Annotated in this window: 11 protein-coding genes; 3 read left to right on the top strand and 8 right to left on the bottom strand. The window is 72.1% G+C overall.

Features of this window, described 5'->3' with window-relative positions; all coding sequences use genetic code 11:
• Positions 1-69 precede the first annotated feature (69 nt).
• Positions 70-1,590: a glycosyltransferase family 39 protein gene (locus tag CFP65_RS27145; RefSeq protein WP_254552591.1), complete on the bottom strand. Its 1,521-nt coding sequence runs from the start codon at positions 1,588-1,590 to the stop codon at positions 70-72.
• Between the two features lie 187 nt (positions 1,591-1,777).
• Complete coding sequence (gene dxs, locus CFP65_RS27140; protein ID WP_104818645.1) at positions 1,778-3,667, bottom strand: 1-deoxy-D-xylulose-5-phosphate synthase; 1,890 nt, start codon at positions 3,665-3,667, stop codon at positions 1,778-1,780.
• Positions 3,668-3,958: 291 nt separating this feature from the next.
• Here dxs and CFP65_RS27135 point away from each other — a divergent pair, with 291 nt between their 5' ends.
• A complete protein-coding gene (locus CFP65_RS27135) occupies positions 3,959-6,076 on the top strand; it encodes a hypothetical protein (protein WP_158702367.1) in 2,118 nt (705 codons plus the stop codon).
• A 116-nt stretch (positions 6,077-6,192) separates the two neighbouring features.
• The gene (locus CFP65_RS27130; RefSeq protein ID WP_104818643.1) at positions 6,193-6,630 is read left to right on the top strand and encodes a hypothetical protein; all 438 of its coding nucleotides are present in this window, start codon (positions 6,193-6,195) and stop codon (positions 6,628-6,630) included.
• Between the two features lie 60 nt (positions 6,631-6,690).
• Here the strand turns inward: CFP65_RS27130 and CFP65_RS27125 are convergent, their stop codons facing one another.
• From CFP65_RS27125 to CFP65_RS27110, 4 genes are all read right to left on the bottom strand, one after another.
• Positions 6,691-7,950, bottom strand: a complete 1,260-nt coding sequence (locus CFP65_RS27125) for a sugar ABC transporter permease (RefSeq protein ID WP_104818642.1) — start codon at positions 7,948-7,950, stop codon at positions 6,691-6,693.
• The gene (locus CFP65_RS27120; RefSeq protein ID WP_217368188.1) at positions 7,947-8,738 is read right to left on the bottom strand and encodes an ATP-binding cassette domain-containing protein; all 792 of its coding nucleotides are present in this window, start codon (positions 8,736-8,738) and stop codon (positions 7,947-7,949) included. The genes CFP65_RS27125 and CFP65_RS27120 overlap by 4 nt, the downstream gene beginning before the upstream one ends.
• A gap of 143 nt (positions 8,739-8,881) precedes the next feature.
• Positions 8,882-9,985, bottom strand: a complete 1,104-nt coding sequence (locus tag CFP65_RS27115) for a sugar ABC transporter substrate-binding protein (RefSeq protein WP_104818640.1) — start codon at positions 9,983-9,985, stop codon at positions 8,882-8,884.
• Between the two features lie 179 nt (positions 9,986-10,164).
• A complete protein-coding gene (locus CFP65_RS27110) occupies positions 10,165-11,367 on the bottom strand; it encodes an ROK family transcriptional regulator (protein ID WP_104818639.1) in 1,203 nt (400 codons plus the stop codon).
• 278 nt (positions 11,368-11,645) lie between these two features.
• Between CFP65_RS27110 and pepN the strand changes: the two genes are divergently transcribed.
• Positions 11,646-14,216 (top strand): aminopeptidase N, encoded by a 2,571-nt coding sequence (gene pepN / locus CFP65_RS27105; RefSeq protein WP_104818638.1) that lies wholly within the window; start codon positions 11,646-11,648, stop codon positions 14,214-14,216.
• Positions 14,217-14,305: 89 nt separating this feature from the next.
• On the opposite strand, the gene CFP65_RS27100 is transcribed toward pepN, so the two are convergent.
• Both CFP65_RS27100 and CFP65_RS27095 read right to left on the bottom strand, forming a co-directional pair.
• Entirely contained in the window at positions 14,306-15,802 is a 1,497-nt protein-coding gene (locus tag CFP65_RS27100) for a HAMP domain-containing sensor histidine kinase (protein ID WP_104818637.1), read from the bottom strand.
• Positions 15,799-16,509, bottom strand: coding sequence for a response regulator transcription factor (locus CFP65_RS27095; protein ID WP_104818636.1), 711 nt, complete (start codon positions 16,507-16,509; stop codon positions 15,799-15,801). The genes CFP65_RS27100 and CFP65_RS27095 overlap by 4 nt, the downstream gene beginning before the upstream one ends.
• Between the last annotated feature and the right edge of the window lie 95 nt (positions 16,510-16,604).

The following is a 16,604-nucleotide window of genomic DNA, read 5'->3' as shown; positions in this document are numbered from 1 at the left end:
CCGGGGAAGTCTCTCGCGAGGGGGGGATCGACTGTCAAGAGGTTTCGGTACGAAACCTCTCAGCTCAGCTCAGCGCTTCAGGCGGTAGATCACCGTGTCAGCGTTCACGCCGACCACTTCGTAGCGCGTGGCCAGCAGGTTCTCGATCTTGGGGATGAGCTCGGGTTGGTAGGGGGCCCGGCCGGAGTCGTCGACGACGATCTCCGGGGGGTTCTTGGCGAGCTCCTGGTCGAAGGTCTGCCAGGCGTTGGAGACGCTGTACTGCTCGCCGACCTGCTGGCCGTCCTTGCCGCCGCTGTAGTTGGTGAGGAAGCCGGCGGTGAGGTAGCGGGAGGCGGGGCGGCGGTCGGCCAGCCAGTAGAGCTCGGGGTGCATGCCCCAGACCAGGACGGTGTCCTTGGGGGTGGTCTGCTCGGCGACGGTGGTGGCGACCTCGGTGGTGTGGGTGAGGCGCTGGCCGGGCCAGAAGAGGGCGAGGGCCCAGAAGACGGTGGCCGCGACGGTGCTGTAGACGGCGACCGGGCGCCAGCTGATCGCGGAGGTGGAGACGGCGCCCACGCCGAGCAGCACCAGCGGCGGGATCAGCTGCAGGTAGTAGTGCCCGAAGAAGTGGAAGCCGGTGGAGACGGCGATCACCGAGGAGAGCAGCCAGATCCACAGGTCCGAGGTGGCGCCGTGCTCGGCGCCGGCGGCCACGGCCAGCGGGCGGTGGCGGAAGGCGAACCAGAGCCGCCGCCCGAGCGGGAGCAGGAAGCCGAGGCCGGCCCCGAGCAGGATGGCGGAGTTGCCGAGCGCCCGACCGGTCATCTGGAGCAGCGAGCCGCCGAGCGAGGCGTAGTCGCCGCTGCCGGTGACCACCCAGAAGAGGAAGCCCTTGGGCTTGGTCAGGATGACGGCGACCAGGGCTATCGGCAGCGCGAAGCCGAAGCCGATCTTGCCGAGGGCCGGCAGCCACCGAACGCCGCGCTGCCGCGCGTCCTGGAAGAGCATCCACAGCACCGGCAGCATGACCGCCCCACCGGTCTGCTTGGTCAGCGAGCAGAGCGCCACCGCGATCCCGGCGGCCAGCCAGCGCCGCCGCTCGGCGTACCGGAAGGCCGCCACCATCGCGGGCAGCATGAAGACCTCGAAGGTGGCCGCCTGGGTGTCCTCCGGGGAGAGCCCGATCGAGACCAGCAGGTAGAGCGCCCCGGCGGCCTCCCCGGCCCGGTCGCCCCAGCGGCCCCGGGCCAGGGAGGCCAGCAGGATCGCGGTGACCAGGTGGGCGACGATCGCGAGTGTGCGCAGCGGCCAGAGCGAGGCCGAGCCGAAGACGGCGAAGCAGGCCTCGTAGAGCCAGGGCAGCAGCGGGGGCTTGCGGTCGACCACGGTGTCGTAGAGCACGCCGCCGTCGGCCAGCATCCGGGCCTGGGTGGCCAGGAAGCCCTCGTCGGGGCTCCAGACCGGCCGCAGGAAGGAGGGGATGTGGGTCAGGGCGGCGAGCAGGGCCAGCACCGGGACGACCCGGGTCCAGTACCCCGTCCGCACGGAGGCGGGCAGCCGGGAGGGCAGCGCGACGACGCGGCGGAGGAGGGGGATGGAGGTCGGCACGGATGACAACCTACCCGGCGGGCCGGTCGGGGACGGCCTTGGTCCCGCCTTTTGGCGCGATCATCTGACAATGTCACAGGGGCGTGTCGTGAGACACGCCCCTGCAAATCCGACAGAACGGCATCAAAGGGTCAGAAAACCGGACGACCGGTCAATCCCGTCACGGGTTCGACCCCCCGTGAAAAGCTCAGACCTCGACCCGCTCCAGCTTGGCCACCAGCGCGGCCACCTTCGCCGCGATCGCCGGGGCGGTGAGCCCGATCTCGTTCAGGATCTCGTCCCGGGTCGCGTGGTCCAGGAACTCCTGCGGCACGCCGAAGTCCCGCAGCGGCACGTCCACCTCGGCGTCCCGCAGCGCCTGCGCGATCGCCGAGCCGACGCCGCCGGCGCGGCCGTTGTCCTCCACCGTGACGACCACCCGGTGGCGGGCCGCCAGGCCGGGCAGCGCGGCGTCCACCGGCTTGACCCAGCGCGGGTCGACCACGGTGACCGAGAGGCCCTCGGCGGCCAGCAGGTCGGCCGTCTCCAGGCAGAGCGGGGCGAGCGCGCCGACCGAGATGATCAGCACGTCCGGCCGCTCCTCGGCGGACTCCCGCAGCAGGTCCATCCCGCCGACCCGGCCCACCGCCGGGACGGCCGGGCCGACCGTGCCCTTGGAGTACCGGACCACGGTGGCCGCGTCGTCCACCTGCACGGCCTCGCGCAGCTGCATCCGCAGCTGCTCGGCGTCGCGCGGTGCGGCCAGGCGCAGGCCCGGGACGACCTGGAGGATCGACATGTCCCACATGCCGTTGTGCGAGGCGCCGTCGGTGCCGGTCACCCCGGCGCGGTCGAGCACGAAGGTGACGCCCAGCTTGTGCAGGGCCACGTCCATCAGCACCTGGTCGAAGGCCCGGTTGAGGAAGGTCGCGTACACCGCGAAGACCGGGTGCAGCCCGGCGGTGGCCAGGCCGGCCGCGCTGGTGACGGCGTGCTGCTCGGCGATGCCCACGTCGAAGATCCGGTCCGGGTACGCCTTGGCGAAGGGGGCCAGGCCCACCGGGTGGAGCATGGCGGCGGTGATCGCCACCACGTCCTTGCGCTCGGCGCCGAGCGCGACCATCTCCTCACCGAAGACCGAGGTCCAGTCCTTGCCGGAGGTCTTGATCGGCAGGCCGGTCTCGGGGTGGATCACGCCGACCGCGTGGAAGCGGTCCTCGTCGTTCTGCTCGGCGGCGCGGTAGCCGCGGCCCTTCTCGGTGAGGCAGTGCACGATCACCGGGCCGCCGAAGCCGCGCGCCTTGGTGAGCGCGGACTCCAGGGCGGTCAGGTCGTGGCCGTCGATCGGGCCGATGTACTTGAGGCCGAGGTCCTCGAACATGCCCTGCGGGGCGATGAAGTCCTTGAGGCCCTTCTTGGCGCCGTGCAGGGTCTCGAACAGCGGCTGCCCGACCACGGGGGTGCGCTGGAGCGCGTCCTTGCCCCAGGTCAGGAAGCGCTCGTAGCCCTTGGTGGTGCGCAGGGTGGCGAGGTGGTTGGCCAGGCCGCCGATGGTCGGCGAGTAGGAGCGCTCGTTGTCATTGACGACGATGACCAGCGGGCGGTCCTTGGCGTCGGCGATGTTGTTGAGCGCCTCCCAGGCCATGCCGCCGGTGAGCGCGCCGTCACCGATCACGGCGACCACCGGGCGGTCGGAGTGGCCCTGGAGCTGGTTGGCCTTGGCCAGGCCGTCGGCGTAGCCGAGCACGGTGGAGGCGTGCGAGTTCTCGATCACGTCGTGCTCGGACTCGGCCCGGGACGGGTAGCCGGAGAGGCCGCCCTTCATCCGCAGCCGGGAGAAGTCCTGGCGGCCGGTGAGCAGCTTGTGCACGTAGGACTGGTGGCCGGTGTCGAAGAGGATCCGGTCCCGGGGCGAGTCGAAGACCCGGTGCAGCGCGATGGTGAGCTCCACCACGCCCAGGTTCGGCCCGAGGTGGCCACCCGTCTTGGAGACCTCGTCGACCAGGAAGCCGCGGATCTCCTCCGCCAGTGCGGCCAGCTGGGCCGGGGTGAGCCGGTCGAGATCGCGCGGTCCCCGAATGCGGGTCAGCAGGGCCACCCGTTCCTCCTCGTTCAAAGGTCCCGGGCCGTGTGCCCGACGAGGGCTACCTCGCCCTCGGCGTCCCCGTGCTCCGCGTGGGGCGGCACACCGTGACTGGTCGAGTCTAATGTCCGGCTTTCGGACAAGGGCCGGGGGCCGATCAGTCGCGGGGGTCCGCCTCGGCCAAGGGCCGATTTTACCGCCCCTTCACCGCGACCTGGTGCCGTCACCCTGTTCCGTTCGCGCCGGCTGTGGGAGCCTCGCGCCGTCGTACCCGCCGTACCCGTTCGTCTCCAGAGAGGCAGCAGGATGCGCAAGCGCAGAGTGACGGCCCTGGCACTGGCCCTCGGCCTGGCATCGGCCCTGGCCGGACCGGCCGTCGCCGCCGACACCGAGCACCACCGGCACCCGACGGGGTGTCAGATATCGGCCGGCGGGAGTGACTTCCGCCACGTGATCTACCTGCAGTTCGACAACGTGCACCTGACCCGTGACAACCCGAACGTGCCGTCCGATCTCGAACAGATGCCGCACCTCCTGAGCTTCCTCCAGGAGAACGGCACCCTCTCGGGCGACCACCACACCCCCCTGATCGCCCACACCGGCAACGACATCCTGACCTCGCTCACCGGTCTCTACGGCGACCGGCACGGCCAGGCCGTCTCCAACTCCTACCGGTACTACAAGCCGGACGGCACCACGAACTCGGCGGGCAGCTTCGCCTACTGGACCGACGGCGTGGCCGACGCCTCGGTGCCCGCCCCGGCCGACGCCGCGCCGACCATGGTGGGCCCGGACGGCAGGAACGCCCCCGCGCCCTGGGCCGCCTACACCAAGGCGGGCTGCGACTTCGGCGCCGTCTCGGCGGCCAACACCATCCTCGAGAACACCACGGTCGACATCACCAAGGTGTTCGGGGCCGCCTCGCCCGAGGCCGCCGAGGCCAAGGCCGACCCGGCCCGGGCCCAGGCCGACTACGTGGGCATCGGCGTGCACTGCGCCCAGCACTCGGCCGTCTGCGCCAAGGGCGCCACCAGCCCCGACCTGCTGCCCGACGAGCCCGGCGGCTACCAGGGCTACCGGGCGCTGTACGGCGCCAAGGCCGTCGACCCGGCGATCACCGGCGGCGCCGCCGCGGTGACCTCCACGGCCGGCAAGGCGATCACCGACCCGAAGGGCAACCCGGGCTTCCCCGGCTTCGACGCCATGACGGCCGACAACTCGCTCGGCTACGTGGCCCAGATGCAGGAGGCCGGCGTCCCGGTCACCTACGCCTACATCTCCGACGCCCACGACCAGCACGGCCCGACCAGCGGCGCCTGGGGCCCGGGCGAGGCCGGGTACGTGCAGCAGCTGAAGTCCTACGACGACGCCTTCGGCACCTTCTTCCAGCGCCTGCGGCGGGACGGCATCACGCCCTCGAACACCCTCTTCGTGGTCACCGCCGACGAGAACGACCATTTCGTGGGCGGCGCGCCGAGCCCGGCGGGCTGCGACGGGGTCACCGTGCCCTGCACCTACCGGCAGATCGGCGAGGTCAACGCCAACGCGCGCGGACTGCTGGCCACCCAGCAGGGCGTGACCACCCCCTTCCAGGTGCACTCCGACTCGGCGCCGAACTTCTACCTGAACGGGCAGCCCGGCCCGGCCGACCCGGCCACCCGCGGCTTCGAGCGGGCCTGGTCGAGGATCACCGCGGTCAACCCGATCACCGGGCGCACCGACACCGTCTCGCAGTACCTGGCCGACCAGGCCGAGATGAGGATCCTGCACATGGTCACCGGTGACCCGCTGCGCACCCCGACCTTCACCTCCTTCGCCGACCCGGACTACTACGTGACGGCGGCCGGCTCCGACTGCTCCAAGCCCTGCGTCTACCTCGGCCCGGCCTACGCCTGGAACCACGGCGACTTCGCCCCGGACATCAACACCACCTGGGTCGGCCTGGTCGGCCCCGGCGTGAGGCACCTCGGGCGCACCGACGCGGTCTGGTCCGACCACACCGACCTGCGGCCGACCATGCTGGCCCTGCTCGGCCTGCACGACCCGTACCGCTCGGACGGCCGGGTGCTCACCGAGTACCTGGACCGCTCGGCCCTGCCGCACGGCCTGGCCGGGCAGGTCCGCGCCTACCAGCGCCTCGCCGCCGCCTACAAGCAGCTGGACGCGGGCGTCGGCCCCTTCGCCGCCGCCACCCTGCGCTCGGCCACCGCCGGCATCGCCTCGGACACCCCGGGCGACGCGGCCTACCGCGCCTCCACCGACCGCCTGACCGCCCTCGGCGCCGAGCGCGACCGGCTGGCCGGGCAGATGGCCCAGCTCCTGGACGCCTCGGCCTTCGGCCACGGCCACCTCTCCGCCGACCGCGCGGAGGACCTCGCCCACCAGGCCGACCGGCTGATCCGGCAGGCGCAGCGGGCGGGCTGACGCTCCCCGCACGCACCCCGGGAGCCGGAAGGCCCAGCGGCCGGGCTCCCGGGCTGCGCGGCCGCCCGCCGGGCCGGAGACTCGACCGGGGGCGGTACGTGAACGGAGGAGTGAGGATGCAACGCACTGTCAGGGCCGCCGTGGCGGCGCTCGCGGTCTCGGCGGGCGCCCTGGCGGCGGCCGGGCCGGCCTGGGCCGCCACGGTGATCGGGATCGGCACTGCCACCCTGGACCCGAAGATCCCGAGCAAGGTCAAGGTGACGGTCACCTACGCCTGCGACGCCCCGGCGGGTGAGAAGTCGCTCAACGTCTCGGTGGAGCAGACCGACCCGCAGGACGCCTCGGCGGTCGCCTTCGGCTCCACCCGGGTCTCCCCCGTGCTGGTGCTCTGCGACGGCGCCCCACATACCCAGGAGGTGACCGTGCAGTCCAAGACCACCGCCTGGGTGCCCGAGGCCGACGCGGTGGTGGTCACCACCGTCTCCGACCTGGGCTCGGCCCCGCCGGCCTTCGCCGACGCGCAGAAGATCCCGCTGCACTCCCCGGCCCCCTGACACGCCGACGGGCCCCCGGCGGACGCAGGTCGTCCGGGGGCCCGTGCGGAGCGGGAGCCGTCAGCCGCGGCCGGCGGCCTTCTGGGTCTTGCGGGAGAGCGAGTCGATCACGACGGCGGCCAGCAGCACCGCACCGGTGATCATGTACTGCACCGAGGTGTTCATGCTCAGCAGGTCGAGACCGGTCTGGATGGACTGGATGACCAGGCCACCGAGCAGGGCCGACCAGACCGAGCCGCGACCGCCGAAGAGGCTGGTGCCGCCGATGACGGCGGTGGCGATGGCCATCATGAGCAGGTTCGCGCTGCCGATGCCGCCGAGGTTGGAGGTGTAGGTCTGGGCCGCGAAGAAGAGGCCGCCCAGGGCCGCGAAGCCGCCGGAGATCGCGTAGACCGAGATCCGGACGAACGCGACGTTGATGCCGGAGCGGCGGGCCGCCTCGATGCCGCCGCCGACCGCGAAGACCTGGCGGCCGTAGGTGGTGCGGCGCAGCACGAAGTCGGAGATCACCAGCGCGGCGAGGAAGAGCACCACGGCCACCGGCACGCCGTACGCCTGGTTGAACATGAAGGCGGCGCCGAAGGAGACGATCGCCAGGGCGGCCGAGCGCACCACGATCTCGCTGGTCGGGCGGTACGGCACGCCGGCCTTGCGGCGGCGGGCCTGCTCCAGGAGCGAGCCGCCGAGCATCGCGGCCACCGCGAGCACGGCCAGGATGTAGGCGCCGGAGATGTCCGAGTCCAGGAAGAAGGCGCGCTGGCCGAGCAGGTGCAGGAAGCCCTCGTCCTTGATGGTGACGCTGCCGGTCTTGCCGAGCAGCTGGAGCATCAGGCCGTTCCAGAACAGGTTGCCCGCCAGGGTGACCACGAAGGCCGGCACGCCGATCTTGGCGAAGAACCAGCCGTGCAGCGCACCGGTGGCCACGCCCGTGAGCACCGCCAGCAGCACGGCCAGCAGCGGGTTGACGCCCTGGTTGACCGAGAGCACCGCGAAGACCGAGGCGGCCAGGCCGCCGACGGAGGCGACCGCGAGGTCGATCTCGCCGAGCAGCAGCACGAAGACCAGGCCGATCGCCAGCATGCCGGTGCCCGACATGAAGTACGCGATGTTGGACAGGTTGGTGGCGGTGAGGAAGTGGCTGTCCTGGATCTGGAAGACCGCCCAGATCACGGCCAGGCCGATCACGACCGGCAGGGTGCCGAGCTCGCCGCCGCGCACCTTGCGCTTGAACTCGGTGAGGTAGCCCTTGAAGCCCTCCTCGCGGACGAGCAGCCGGGGGTCGACGGCCGGCGGGGTGGTGGGAGTGGTCTCGGTGCTCACTTGGCCGCCTCCGCAGCGGTGCGCGCCTGACGACGGGTCACGGCGTTGTCCGTGGCGCCCGTGATCGCGGCGATGATCGTCTCGTGGGTGGTCTCGGCGACCGGGAAGGAGCCGTTGTTCTTGCCCAGGCGCAGCACGGCGACGGTGTCCGCGACGGCGCGCACGTCGGCCATGTTGTGGCTGATCAGGATGACGCCGAGGCCGCGCTCGCGCAGCCGCTCGACCAGGTCGAGCACCTGGGCGGTCTGCTCGACGCCCAGCGCCGCGGTGGGCTCGTCCAGGATGACGATCTTCGGCTCGCCGATCAGCGCGCGGGCGATCGCGACCACCTGGCGCTGGCCGCCGGAGAGGCCGGCGATCGGGATGCGGACGCTGGGGATGCGGATGGAGAGGGTGGAGAGCAGCTCGCGGGCCTTCTGCTCCATCGTCACCTCGTCCAGCACGCCGAAGCGCTTGAGCTCGCGGCCGAGGTAGAGGTTGCCGACCACGTCGAGGTTGTCGCAGAGCGCGAGGTCCTGGTAGACGGTGGCCACGCCGAGGGCGGCGGCGTCGTGCGGCCGGTTGATCGAGACCGGCTTGCCCTCCCACTCGATGGTGCCCTCGTCGATCGGGTGGACACCCGCGATGGTCTTGACCAGCGTCGACTTGCCGGCGCCGTTGTCGCCGACCAGGGCGACCACCTCTCCGGCGTGCACCTCCAGGTCGACCTCGGTCAGCGCCTGCACGGCGCCGAACCGCTTGGAGACGCCGCGCAGCGCCAGGACGGGTGCGCTTGTCACGTGAACCAACTCCTCCTGCTCCACCCCGTGCCGAGGGTGGCCGCCGCGCCGCCCCGGCGGCGCGGTCGATGACATGTATTCGGGGCCGTCGGGTGGGACGGCGAGGCGGGCGGGGGCCGCTGTGGAGCCCCCGCCCGGTGCGGTGTCGCTGCTTACTTGATGCCGGCGGCGGCGCAGGCGGCCGCGAAGTCGGCGGAGCAGATCTTGTCCGTCGGGTAGAGCTTGTCCGCGATGACGGTGGTGGCCAGGTTGGCCTTGGTCACCGAGACCGGGGTCAGCAGCAGGGACGGGACCTTGTCGCCGGAGCCGCTGGTGGAGCTGGCGGTGGCGGTGTCGGTGACGGCCTTGCCGTTCAGCAGGTCGACGGCGAGCTTGGCGGCGGCCTCGGCCTCGGGCTTGGGGGCCTTGTAGACCGTGGAGGTCTGGGTGCCGGCGAGGATCCGCTGCAGACCCGCGAGCTCGGCGTCCTGGCCGGTGACCGGGACGGAGACGCCCGCGCCCTTGAGGGCGGTGGCCACACCGCCGGCCATGCCGTCGTTGGCGGAGTAGACGCCCGCGATGTTGGCGGCACCGAGCTGGGCGACGGCGGCGGTCACCTTCTGGTTGGCGACGGTGTCCTTCCAGAGGCCGGACTGCTCGTAAGCGATCTTGACCTTGCCGTCCAGGACCTTGTGCGCGCCGGCCTTGAACATCGCGGCGTTCGGGTCGGCGTCGTCACCGTTGATCATCACGACGTTGGCGGTCGGGGTGGCCTTGGCGCCCATGGCGTCCAGCAGGGCCTGGCCCTGCAGCTCGCCCACCTTCTCGTTGTCGTAGGAGACGTACGCGGAGACCGGGCCCTGGGCCAGGCGGTCGTACGCGATGACCTTGATGCCCTTGTCCACGGCGGCCTGGATCGAGGACTTGATGGCGGCGGAGTCCACGGCGTCCAGGATCAGGACCTTGACGCCCTTGGTGATCATCGTGGAGACCTGCTGCGCCTGGGTCGCGGCGCTGCCCGCGGCGTTCGCGTAGTCGACGGTGCAGTCGGCACAGGCCGACTTGACCTGGGCCTCGATCAGCGGCTTGTCCAGCTGCTCGTACCGGGTGGTGGCGTTCTCCGGGAGCAGGAGGCCGACGGACTTGCTGCCACCGGCGGCGGACGGGGCGGAGGAAGCGGAGTTCTTGTCACCGCCGGCCTTGCCACAGGCGGCCATGGTCAGAGCCATCGAGACCGCGGCGGTGCCGATCACAGCGCGACGCATCATTGCGTTCATGGTGGGTGGTGCCTCCCTGACGGCGCCGCAACGTTGCGGCGAGGTGGAAGGGAGTCAACCTGCCCGCCTCGCTTGTCGTCAATAAGTAAAACCGACCTCCCGGAGATCCGAACCTTTTCGTTATCTTCCTGAAGGTATGACCGAGACCGGAACGACTCGGCCACACCCCGCGCACACCCTCAGCCGACCGCCACGACGGCCGCTCCGGGCTGCCGGATTACGCCCGATTCGCCCATTTCGCTCATCACCAGCGCGAGCGCCCCGAGCACCTCCGCCCGGCCACCCAGCGTGCCCGGCACCACCGAGAGCTGACGGGCCGCCGAGGGGATCGCGTACCGCGCCACGGAGTCCCGGATCGGGGAAAGCACCAGCTCACCGGCCTCGGCGAGGTCGCCGCCGAGGATCACCCGACGCGGGTTGAGCAGGTTGCAGAGCGTGGCGACGCCCGTCCCGATCTGCCGCCCGGCGTCGGCGATCACCCGGCGGCAGCCGAGGTCGCCCTGCTGGGCCAGCTGCACGACCCGGGTCAGGGTCAGCTCGCCCGGGTGGTTGGCGTTCAAGAGGTTGAGCAAGTAGCGGGACCCGACGAAGGTCTCCAGACAACCCCTGTTGCCGCACCGGCAGATCGGCCCCGACTCGTCCAGGGTCAGGTGCCCGATCTCGCCCGCCGTGCCGCCCGGGCCGCGGTAGATCTGCCCGTTGATCACCAGGCCGGAGCCCACGCCGCTGGCCACCTTGATGTACGCCAGGTCGGTCAGCCCGCGCCCCGCGCCCCAGACCAGCTCGCCGAGCGCGCCCAGGTTGGCGTCGTTGTCCACGTACACCGGCATGCCCAGGCGCTGAGAGAGCTCCCGGCCCGGCGCGATGCCGGTCCAGCCGGGCAGGATCGCGGTGGAGCCGAGCGCGCCGGTCTCCTGGTCGATCGGGCCGGGCACGCCCAGGCCCACCCCGATCACCTTGTCCGGCCGGAAGCCGGCCTCCTGGAGCAGCCGGGCCACCAGGGCCTCGGCCCGGTCGAAGCCCTGCTGCGCCGAGACGTCCACGTCGATCGGCTCGCTCTCCTCGGCCAGCACCCGGTGCGCCAGGTTGCCGACCGCCACCCGCAGGTGGGTGTGGCCGAAGTCGACCCCGACCACGATCCCGGCGTCCCCGCTCAGCGAGACGCTGCGGGCCCGGCGCCCGCCCGAGGAGGTGTCGGCCACGACGACGGTGCCGCTCTCCTTCAGCTCCCGGACGATGTTGGACACCGTCGCGGCGGAGAGGCCGGTGCTGCGGGCGATCTCGGCCTGGGTCAGCGAGCCCGCCATCCGCACGGCCCGGAGCACCCGCTCGAGGTTCGCCCGGTGCAGCGAGGACTGCGAGCCCGGTGTGTCCGTCGACATGTTCCACCCTCCCAGGGCGCTCGGGCGCCCCTGCCGCGCCATTGCGGCCATGTGTGCAAGGTCTGAGTACAGTCTGTGTGAAGCCGCAGCAGGACGCTTCAACTTCTGAACCCTATGGTCCGCCCACAGCCCGATCCCCCGTCAAGGCCGAACGCGGATCGTTGCAAAACCTCTGCCGGAGCTCTGTTCGACCCCCTCGACCGAAACCACGCGGCTCCCCCCGGCTGCGACATGGGAGGATTCGACTCATCTCTTGCCTTGACGAAGGAGTCCTGCGAGTGCCTGGCACCAACTTGACCCGTGAGGAGGCCCGCACCCGGGCCGAGCTCCTGCACGTGGACGCGTACGACATCACGCTCGACCTGAGCGGTGCCCGGGAGGGCGGGACCTTCCGGTCCACCACCGAGGTCCGCTTCACCGCCACCACGCCGGGCGCCGCCACCTTCATCGACCTCGTCGCCCCCGGGGTCACCGAGATCGAGCTCAACGGCGAGCAGCTGCCGCTGGACAACTTCCAGGACAGCCGCATCGCGCTGCCCGGCCTGCTGGCCGAGAACGTGCTGCGCGTGGTGGCCGACTGCGCCTACACCAACACCGGCGAGGGCCTGCACCGCTTCGTCGACCCGGTCGACGGCGAGACCTACCTCTACACCCAGTTCGAGGTGCCGGACGCCCGCCGCGTCTTCGCCAACTTCGAGCAGCCCGACCTCAAGGCCGCCTTCACCTTCACCGTGACGGCCCCCACCGGCTGGGTCGTGGTCTCCAACTCCCCCACCCCCACTCCGGTGGGCGAGGGCGACACCCAGGTCTGGAGCTTCGAGCCGACCAAGCGGATGTCCACCTACATCACCGCGATCGTCGCGGGCCCGTACGTGGGCGTCTTCGACGCGTACGAGAACGGCGCGCAGCGCGTGCCGCTGGGCGTGTACTGCCGCCCCTCGCTCAAGGAGTACCTGGACGCCGAGGCGATCTTCTCGGTCACCAAGCTCGGCTTCGACTACTTCCAGGAGAAGTTCGACTACGCTTACCCCTTCCCCAAGTACGACCAGCTCTTCGTGCCGGAGTTCAACGCCGGCGCGATGGAGAACGCGGGCGTGGTCACCCTCCGGGACCAGTACGTCTTCCGCTCCAAGGTCACCGACGCCTCGTACGAGGCCCGGGCCGCCACGATCCTGCACGAGCTCGCCCACATGTGGTTCGGCGACCTGGTGACCATGGAGTGGTGGAACGACCTCTGGCTGAACGAGTCCTTCGCGACCTTCGCCGAGACGGTCTGCCAGGCCGAGGCCGAGGGCTCCGCCTGGCGCGGCTCCTGGACCACCTTCGCCAACCAGATGAAGACCTGGGCCTACCGGCAGGACCAGCTGCCCTCGACCCACCCGATCATGGCCGAGATCAACGACCTGGAGGACGTCCAGGTCAACTTCGACGGCATCACCTACGCCAAGGGCGCCTCGGTGCTCAAGCAGCTGGTGGCCTACGTCGGCCAGGACGCCTTCTTCGAGGGCGTGCGCGCCTACTTCAAGCGCCACGCCTGGGGCAACACCCGCCTGAGCGACCTGCTCGGCGCCCTTGAGGAGGCCAGCGGCCGCGACCTCAAGACCTGGTCGAAGGCCTGGCTGGAGACGGCCGGCATCAACGTGCTGCGCCCGGAGCTCGAGCTCGCCGCCGACGGTACCCTCGCCTCGGTCGCCGTGCTCCAGGAGGCCCCGGCCCTGCCCGCCGGCGCCAAGGGCGAGGCCGTGCTGCGCCCGCACCGGATCGCGATCGGCTGCTACGACCTGGTCGACGGCGCCCTGGTGCGCACCGAGCGGGTCGAGCTGGACATCGACGGCCCGCGCACCGAGGTCCCGCAGCTGGCCGGCAAGGCCCGCCCGGCCCTGCTGCTGCTCAACGACGACGACCTCTCCTACGCCAAGGTCCGGCTGGACCCGGCCTCGCTGGCCGTGCTCACCGAGCACCTCGGCGCCTTCGCCGACTCGCTCCCGCGGGCCCTCTGCTGGGCCTCCGCCTGGGACATGACCCGCGACGGCGAGCTGGCCACCCGCGAGTACCTGGCCCTGGCCGTGGCCAACCTCGGCCGCGAGAGCGACATCGGCGTGGTGCAGACCGTGCAGCGCCAGGCCAAGCTCGCCCTGGAGCTCTACGCCGACCCGGCCTGGCGCGAGCAGGGCCTGGGCATCTGGGCCGAGGCCGCCGAGCAGCACCTGCGCTCCGCCGCCCCCGGCTCCGACCACCAGCTGGCCTGGGCCCGCACCTTCACGGCCGTCGCCCGCACCGAGGACCAGCTGGCCCTGCTGGCCGGCCTGCTCGACGGTTCGGTGGAGCTGGCCGGCCTGGCCGTGGACACCGACCTGCGCTGGACCCTGCTCTCCCGCCTGGTCGCCACCGGCAAGGCCGGGCAGGCCGAGGTGGACGCCGAGCTGGCGCGCGACCAGACCGCCGCCGGCCAGGAGCACGCCGCCAGCTGCCTGGCGGCGCTCCCCACCGCCGAGGCCAAGGCCGCGGCCTGGGCCTCGGTCATCGAGCGCGACGAGCTCACCAACTACGTCCAGGACGCGGTGATCGGCGGCTTCAACCAGCCCGAGCACCGCGAGCTGACGGCCCCCTACGTCGAGAAGTACTTCGCGGCGGTCAAGGGCATCTGGGAGACCCGGAGCCACGAGATCTCCCAGCAGATCATCGTCGGCCTCTACCCGAGCTACCACGTCAGCCAGTCCACCCTGGACGCCACCGACGCCTGGCTCACCACCGCCGACCCGGCCCCGGCCCTGCGCCGCATGGTCATCGAGGCCCGCGCGGGCATCGAGCGGGCTCTCCGAGCTCAGGTTGCCGACTCGGGGCGTTGACCACTGGGGGCGCGGGGAACTGCGCGACCAGCCCTCTACGGAGGTGCACGGTTGATCGCGCAGTTCCCCGCGCCCCTGTTCGGGTTGCCCTAAAGCCGCACAGTGAACGTGGTCCGCCCCGGCCGGCTCTCCAAGCTGACGGTGCCACCGTGAGCGCTCACCACCGCCCGGACGATCGCCAGCCCCAACCCCGTCGACCCCGTGGCGCGGGCCCGCGAGCGGTCCCCCCTGACGAACCGTTCGAACACCCGCTCCGCGAGCTCCGGCTCGATCCCCGGCCCGGTGTCGCTCACGCTCAACTCCACACCATCCTCGGTTCGTCGGAGTCGCAGCGTCACCTCCGTCCCCTCCGGCGTGTGCGCCCCCGCGTTGGCCAGCAGGTTCGCCACCACCTGCCGCAGCCGCCCCTCGTCCCCGGGGACGACCACCGGCTCCGGCGGCAGCTCCAACCGCCAGCGGTGCCCCGGCCCGGCGGCCCGGGCATCCGAGGCGCAGTCCAACGCGATCCGGGTCAGGTCAGCCTCGCCGACCGCCAGCGGCCGCCCCGCGTCCAGCCGGGCGAGCAGCAGCAGGTCCTCCACGATCGTGCCCATCCGCCGCGTCTCGGCGTCGATCCGGGTCAGCGAGTGCCGCACCTCCTCCGGCAGCGGCCCCGGATGCCGCAGAGCCAGCTCCGCATGGCCCCGCACGGTCGCCACCGGAGTCCGCAACTCGTGCCCGGCGTCGGCCGCGAAGGCCCGCAGCCGCTCCTCCACCGTCTGCCGCTGGGCCAGCGCCTGCCCGACGTGCCCCAGCATCCGGTTGAGCGCGGCGCCGACTCGCCCGACCTCGCTGCGCGGATCGTCCTCGTCCACCCGGACGGAGAGCTGCACCTCCCCGCTGGCCAGCGGCAGCCCGCTGACCCGCTCGGCCGCCGCCACCACCCGTCCGAGCGGCCGCAGCGCGAGCCCGACCCAGAGCGCTCCGGCCACCCCGGTCAAGCCCAAGGCGACCACGAACACCACGAGTTCGACCGTGACCAGCTGATGGACCGTCGCCGAGACCGACTTGAGCGGCAGGCCGGTGACCAGCACGTCCCCGTCGTTCCCGGCGAAGGCCCGCACCCGGTAGCCCGGCAGCCCCGACAGGTCGAGGCTGCGGGCCGGCCCGCCGACCGGCAGGGCGGCGAGCGCCCGCTGGTCCGCCGCGTCCAGCCGCACCAGGTCGTCGGTGTCGGCGGGCACCTCGCCGGCCTCCACCTGGGAGTCGTCCGCGTCCCCGTCCACCACCCCGGCGTTGGTCACCACCCCGTGCACCAGCCGGGCCCCGAAGGTGCCCGGCGCCTGCGCCCGGGTGTCGCTGCGCTCCCGCCCGGCCGTGCCGGGCGTGCCGGCCGTGCCCGGTGTCGCCTGGTGCTCCAGACTGGCCGCGTACCGGCCGCCGGTGTCCACCAGCTGCTGGTCGAGCCGGTCGATCAGGAAGTGCCGCAGCGCCTGGGTGGTGGCCAGCCCGATCCCGCCGCAGGTGAGCACCAGCAGCGCCAGCACCCCGGCGATCAGCCGGGCCCGCAGCGTCCGCGGCACCAGCCTGCCCGGGCGTGCCCTCACGCCCCCGCCTTGAGCACGTACCCGACCCCCCGCACGGTGTGCAGCATCGGTGCCCGCCCGTGGTCGATCTTCTTCCGCAGGTAGCTGACGTACAGCTCCACCACGTGCGCCTGCCCGCCGAAGTCGTACGACCAGACCGCCTCCAGGATCTGCGCCTTGCTGAGCACCTGCCTCGGGTGCAGCAGCAGGTGCCGCAGCAGGGCGTACTCGGTCGGGCTCAGCTCCACCGGCTCTCCGCCCCGGGTGACCTCGCGGGACTGCTCGTCCAGGGTGAGGTCGCCGAGGGTGAGCAGCGGGCCGGTCGGCCGCCGCGGCACCGACCCGGCGCGGCGCAGCAGACCGCGCAGCCTGACCACCACCTCGGCCAGGCTGAACGGCTTGGTCACGTAGTCGTCCCCGCCGGCCGCGAGACCGGCGATCCGGTCCTCCACGGCGTCCTTGGCGGTCAGGAAGAGCACCCGCACCTCGGGCTGCCGGGCCTGGATCCGGCGCAGCACCTCCATGCCGTCCATGCCGGGCAGCATCATGTCGAGCACCACGGCGTGCGGCTGCCACTCGGCGGCCAGCTCGATCGCGGCCGGCCCGTCGGCGGCGCCCCGGGCGTCCCAGCCCTCGTAGGCCAGGGCGCCGCAGAGCACCTCGACCAGATCGGGTTCGTCGTCGACCACCAGGAGCCGCCAGGGCTCCGGGGCGAGGTCGGTGTCCATGGGCGGCCCATCGTGATCGGTGGCGGGTGGCGGGTACTCATTCTCGGGGTCGGGGATGAGAAAGCGCTGAGATCGCTTCGGGCCCGAATCCACCA

Origin of the sequence: Kitasatospora sp. MMS16-BH015 (assembly GCF_002943525.1) — a bacterium.
GTDB lineage: Bacteria > Actinomycetota > Actinomycetes > Streptomycetales > Streptomycetaceae > Kitasatospora.
The sequence above is the reverse complement of the archived record's forward strand: the minus strand, read 5'-3'. Positions and strand labels throughout refer to the sequence as shown.

Bases quoted from the DNA above. Each gene is read 5' to 3' on its own strand.
- CFP65_RS27095 (WP_104818636.1), bottom strand. From the start codon at position 16,509: ATGGACACCGACCTCGCCCCGGAGCCCTGGCGGCTCCTGGTGGTCGAC.
- CFP65_RS27115 (WP_104818640.1), bottom strand. From the start codon at position 9,985: ATGAACGCAATGATGCGTCGCGCTGTGATCGGCACCGCCGCGGTCTCG.
- CFP65_RS27135 (WP_158702367.1), top strand. From the start codon at position 3,959: ATGCGCAAGCGCAGAGTGACGGCCCTGGCACTGGCCCTCGGCCTGGCA.
- CFP65_RS27110 (WP_104818639.1), bottom strand. From the start codon at position 11,367: ATGTCGACGGACACACCGGGCTCGCAGTCCTCGCTGCACCGGGCGAAC.
- CFP65_RS27130 (WP_104818643.1), top strand. From the start codon at position 6,193: ATGCAACGCACTGTCAGGGCCGCCGTGGCGGCGCTCGCGGTCTCGGCG.